We start from the raw sequence: 4,104 nt of genomic DNA, 5'->3' as shown, positions 1-4,104 counted from the left end.
CGCGAGAGCTGTCTCGCGCGGGCCCGCCGTGGTGCCTCGACGAGGCGTGACCCAGGACGGGTCCGCAAGAAGCAGCACCAAGGAGAGACATGGAAGCCCCCACCCCCGCCCCCGAGCGCAGCGCCAAGGGCGCGACGCTCGCACGGCGTTTCGCGATGCTGTTCGGCGGGCAGCTGCTCGCGACGCTCACGCTCGCGATCATCGCGTTCACCCAGGTGAGCGCCATGGGCGACCATGAGTCCGAGACGATCGAGACCATCGACGCGCAGCACGAGGCGTTCGCGGCGGTCAACGACACCCTGTGGCAGGTGCGGGTCCAGGCCGCGGCGATGGCGCTCATGACGCCCGAGCAGCAGGCCGCTTCCGCGGCAGGCATCGCCGAGAGCGCTGCGGCCTTCGACGAGTCCTACGCGGCCTTCGTCGCCGGCTACGAGGCAGCCTTCGGCATCGCGATCGAGGAGGACGCCGAGGCGCTCGCCGCGTGGGAAGGCTTCAAGACCGGGAAGATGAGCGGCGGCGAGGCCGTGGACCTCGACACCTTCAACGCCCTGGTCGAGCGCGCGGTCGACTCGCTCGACGCTCAGATCGAGGCGCGCGAGGCCGAGCTTCTCGCGGACTCCGACGACCGTGCGGCCTCCGTCAAGCTGACGGTCGTGCTGTTCGCCGCCTTCGCGATCCTGCTGGGCGCGAGCTTCGCGGTCCGGATGCTCGTGCGCATCATGCGTTCGGTCACGTCCGTCAAGGTCGCCGTCGAGGCGATGGCGGACGGCGACCTCACGGTCGCGGCGCAGGTGGCCAGCAACGACGAGATCGGCCGCATGGCGGCCGCGGTCAACGCCGCGCAGGTGTCCCTGCGGGAGACGATGTCGGGTGTGGTGTCGTCGGCGGTGACGGTGGCGGCTGCTGCTGAGGAGCTGTCGGCGGCGAATGCCGAGGTGTCGGCGGGCTCGCAGGAGACCAGCGCCCGTGCGGGTGTGGTGGCGAATGCTGCCGATGAGGTCAACCGGTCCGTGCAGGCCGTCGCGTCCGGTGCGGAGCAGATGGGTGCGTCGATCAAGGAGATCTCGCACAACGCGAATGAGGCTGCTCGTGTGGCGGCTCAGGCGACCACGGTGGCGGAGTCGACGAACGAGAAAGTGGCCCGTCTGGGTGTCTCGAGCCAGGAGATCGGTGAGGTCATCAAGGTGATCTCGAGCATTGCCGAGCAGACGAACCTGCTGGCGCTGAACGCCACGATCGAGGCCGCTCGCGCGGGTGAGGCCGGCAAGGGCTTCGCTGTCGTCGCGGGCGAGGTCAAGGACCTGGCGCAGGAGACGGCGAAGGCGACCGAGGAGGTCGCGCGTCGTGTGGCGGCGATCCAGGAGGATACCGGCGGTGCCGTGGATGCGATCGGTGAGATCAGCGAGATCGTGAAGCAGATCAACGACTTCCAGCTGACGATCGCGTCGGCGGTGGAGGAGCAGACCGCGACCACCGCGGAGATGTCCCGCGGCGTGGCCGAGGCCGCGACCGGGTCGTCCGATATCGCGGGCTCGATCTCGACGGTCGCTCAGGCGTCCTCGGATGCCGCGTCGGTCCTGGACCAGATCGGTGCCTCGGTGTCCGAGCTCGCGGAGCTGTCCGCGGATCTGCGCGCCAAGGTCGAGACCTTCACGTACTGAAGCACTACCCCACCCGCCGGGAAGGGCGATGCGGCGATGACCGCATCGTCCGCCCGGCATCGTCCCCCGTGTTTGGAGAGAGATGAACCCCACCTCCGGTCGCCCCGCGCGCCGTGGTCCCCGTGTGCCCCTGATGGCGCAGATCGTCGGCGCCTTCGGCGTCGGCGTGCTCATCGTCGTCGCGGTGTGCGGCGTCGCCCTCGTCCAGGTGCAGAGGGTCGCTGATGACCCGAGCACGAGCGTCGGTGGTGCTCGCGGCATCATCGTCGCGGTGCTGGTCGCCGCGGTCGTCGGCACCGCGACCATCGGGCTCATGCTCGCGACCCGCATCACGCGCGGCGCGCACAGGATCCAGGCCACCATCGAGGCAGCCGCGCGCGGCGAGTTCGACGCGACCGCGGGCATCACCTCGAACGACGAGCTCGGCGACATGTCCGAGGCGATGGACCGCACCGCGGCCTCGCTGCGCGCGCTCATCCTCTACATCGAGGAGACGGCGCGCACCGTGGCGGAGTCGGCGCGCTCGCTGGCCGCGACCAACGCGCAGGTCGGCGCGGGCTCGCGCGACTCGTCGGAGCGTGCGACGAGCGCGGCGGCATCGGCTGGCGAGGTCAACGCCTCGGTGCAGGCCGTCGCCGCCGGCGCGGAGCAGATGGGTGCGTCGATCAAGGAGATCTCGCACAACGCGAACGAGGCCGCTCGGGTGGCGGCGCAGGCGACGGGCGTGGCCGAGGCCACGAACGAGAAGGTGGCCCGTCTGGGCGTCTCGAGCCAGGAGATCGGTGAGGTCATCAAGGTGATCTCGAGCATTGCCGAGCAGACGAACCTGCTGGCGCTGAACGCCACGATCGAGGCCGCTCGCGCGGGCGAGGCCGGCAAGGGCTTCGCTGTCGTGGCCGGTGAGGTCAAGGACCTGGCGCAGGAGACGGCGAAGGCGACCGAGGAGGTCGCGCGCCGGGTGGCTGCGATCCAGGAGGACACCGGCGGTGCCGTGGATGCGATCGGTGAGATCAGCGAGATCGTGAAGCAGATCAACGACTTCCAGCTGACGATCGCGTCGGCGGTCGAGGAGCAGACCGCGACCACCGCGGAGATGAGCCGCGGCGTGGCCGAGGCCGCCCTGGGCTCCTCGGAGATCGCGACGTCCATCGCGGCGGTGGCGGACGTCGCCTCGCGCGGCGCCGAGATGACCTCCGAGGCCGACGCGTCGGTCGCCGAGCTCACCGAGCTCGCGACGTCGCTTCACGGCACGGTCGCGGGCTTCCGTCGCTGACGTGCCCGGCATCGTCCCTGATCAACAGAACGATGTGATGGCCGCGGCGCCTCAACTCGAGGACGCCGCGGTCGATCGGGGAGGCATGACCACGACGCAGAACCCCTCGGCCTCCCGACGCGGGCTGGTGGCGCGCATCGTCATCCTGGCCGCGGCAGGGCCGCTGCTCGTGGTGGGCCTCGCGGCGCTCACCGCCGGCGTGGGTGGCGTGGCCGTCCCGGTGGCGCTGTGCGCGGTGCTGGTGGCCGTGTGGGCGGCGTTGCGGCTGTCCGTCGCCTCGTCGCGCATCGACGCGGCGATCGAGTCGATCGCGCCCGCCGCCGGGCCGAGCACCGCGGACAAGATCGCGGAGATGGGCCTCGAGTCCCAGCGCATCGCGGCGCGGCTCGCCGCCGACGTCGCCGCCGCGGAGACCGCGATGGCGGTGGCCGAGGCGACGCGTGCGGAGTCAACCAGCGCCGAGCAGGGATCGCGCGCCGTAGGGTGACGTGTGCCGGCGTCGAGGGCGTCGGCGTGGTCAGGCGGCATGCCCGATTCGTGCTAGAGTTGCCCGGCGCGCGCGAGTGGCGGAATAGGCAGACGCGCACGGTTCAGGTCCGTGTGCCCGAAAGGGCGTGGGGGTTCAACTCCCCCCTCGCGCACCATTGGGTTGTTCGATCAAAGAACGACCGGGATTGGGTTAATCCGCTCAGCGGAGGCCCGGGAGGCCTCTCCTGGGGCCCAAGACGGCGAAAAGGCCGCCCGAGACGTCAGTCTCGGGCGGCCTTCTTGCTATGTGCGCCTATGTAGGGGTGTTGGAGGGTCGTTCCAGCCGGTTCTGGGCATGCTTGCGCCTCCGGCCCTTGGTGGGCCGGAGGCGGGTCGCGCTGTTCGGTTCCGAGGCGGCCGCGTTACGCGGCGAGCCGGTCGGGCGGGGGGAGGTCCTCGTGGTCTACGTCGATGGCATGAGTGTGCGGCCCGTGCGGGTTCCCGCCTTCCGTGTCGGTCGGCAGGGGCGGGAGGTTATCTGCGTACGCCTGCATGAATGTGCGGATCGTGCGGACGTTGCAGGCGTAGACCATGAGGGCGACGATGAGCGCCTGCTTGGCGAAGCCGCGCACGGGCCGGCGGCCGCCGTCTTCGAGCTCCTCGTGGTCCTTCTCCTTGAGGGCCGCGTTGAAGCTCTCGAGG

Annotated in this window: 4 protein-coding genes and 1 tRNA gene; 4 read left to right on the top strand and 1 reads right to left on the bottom strand. The window is 70.7% G+C overall.

Annotated features, from left to right (window positions below; genetic code table 11):
- The first annotated feature begins 89 nt into the window (after positions 1-89).
- From AOM06_RS09640 to AOM06_RS09625, 4 genes are all read left to right on the top strand, one after another.
- Entirely contained in the window at positions 90-1,661 is a 1,572-nt protein-coding gene (locus AOM06_RS09640) for a methyl-accepting chemotaxis protein (protein ID WP_062305219.1), read from the top strand.
- Between the two features lie 82 nt (positions 1,662-1,743).
- Entirely contained in the window at positions 1,744-2,934 is a 1,191-nt protein-coding gene (locus tag AOM06_RS09635) for a methyl-accepting chemotaxis protein (protein ID WP_082105479.1), read from the top strand.
- An 85-nt stretch (positions 2,935-3,019) separates the two neighbouring features.
- Positions 3,020-3,421 carry a hypothetical protein gene (locus AOM06_RS09630; RefSeq protein ID WP_156163667.1) on the top strand — a complete coding sequence of 134 codons (402 nt, stop codon included), beginning with the start codon at positions 3,020-3,022 and terminating at the stop codon, positions 3,419-3,421.
- Positions 3,422-3,491: 70 nt separating this feature from the next.
- A tRNA-Leu gene (locus tag AOM06_RS09625) sits at positions 3,492-3,578 on the top strand.
- 246 nt (positions 3,579-3,824) lie between these two features.
- Here AOM06_RS09625 and AOM06_RS14960 read toward each other — a convergent pair.
- Positions 3,825-4,104 (bottom strand): hypothetical protein (locus AOM06_RS14960; RefSeq protein ID WP_169747756.1); only part of this gene is annotated, 280 nt, incomplete at its 5' end.

This window comes from Demequina subtropica (genome assembly GCF_000971235.1).
GTDB lineage: Bacteria > Actinomycetota > Actinomycetes > Actinomycetales > Demequinaceae > Demequina > Demequina subtropica.
This window is presented reverse-complemented; position numbering and strand designations above follow the sequence as displayed.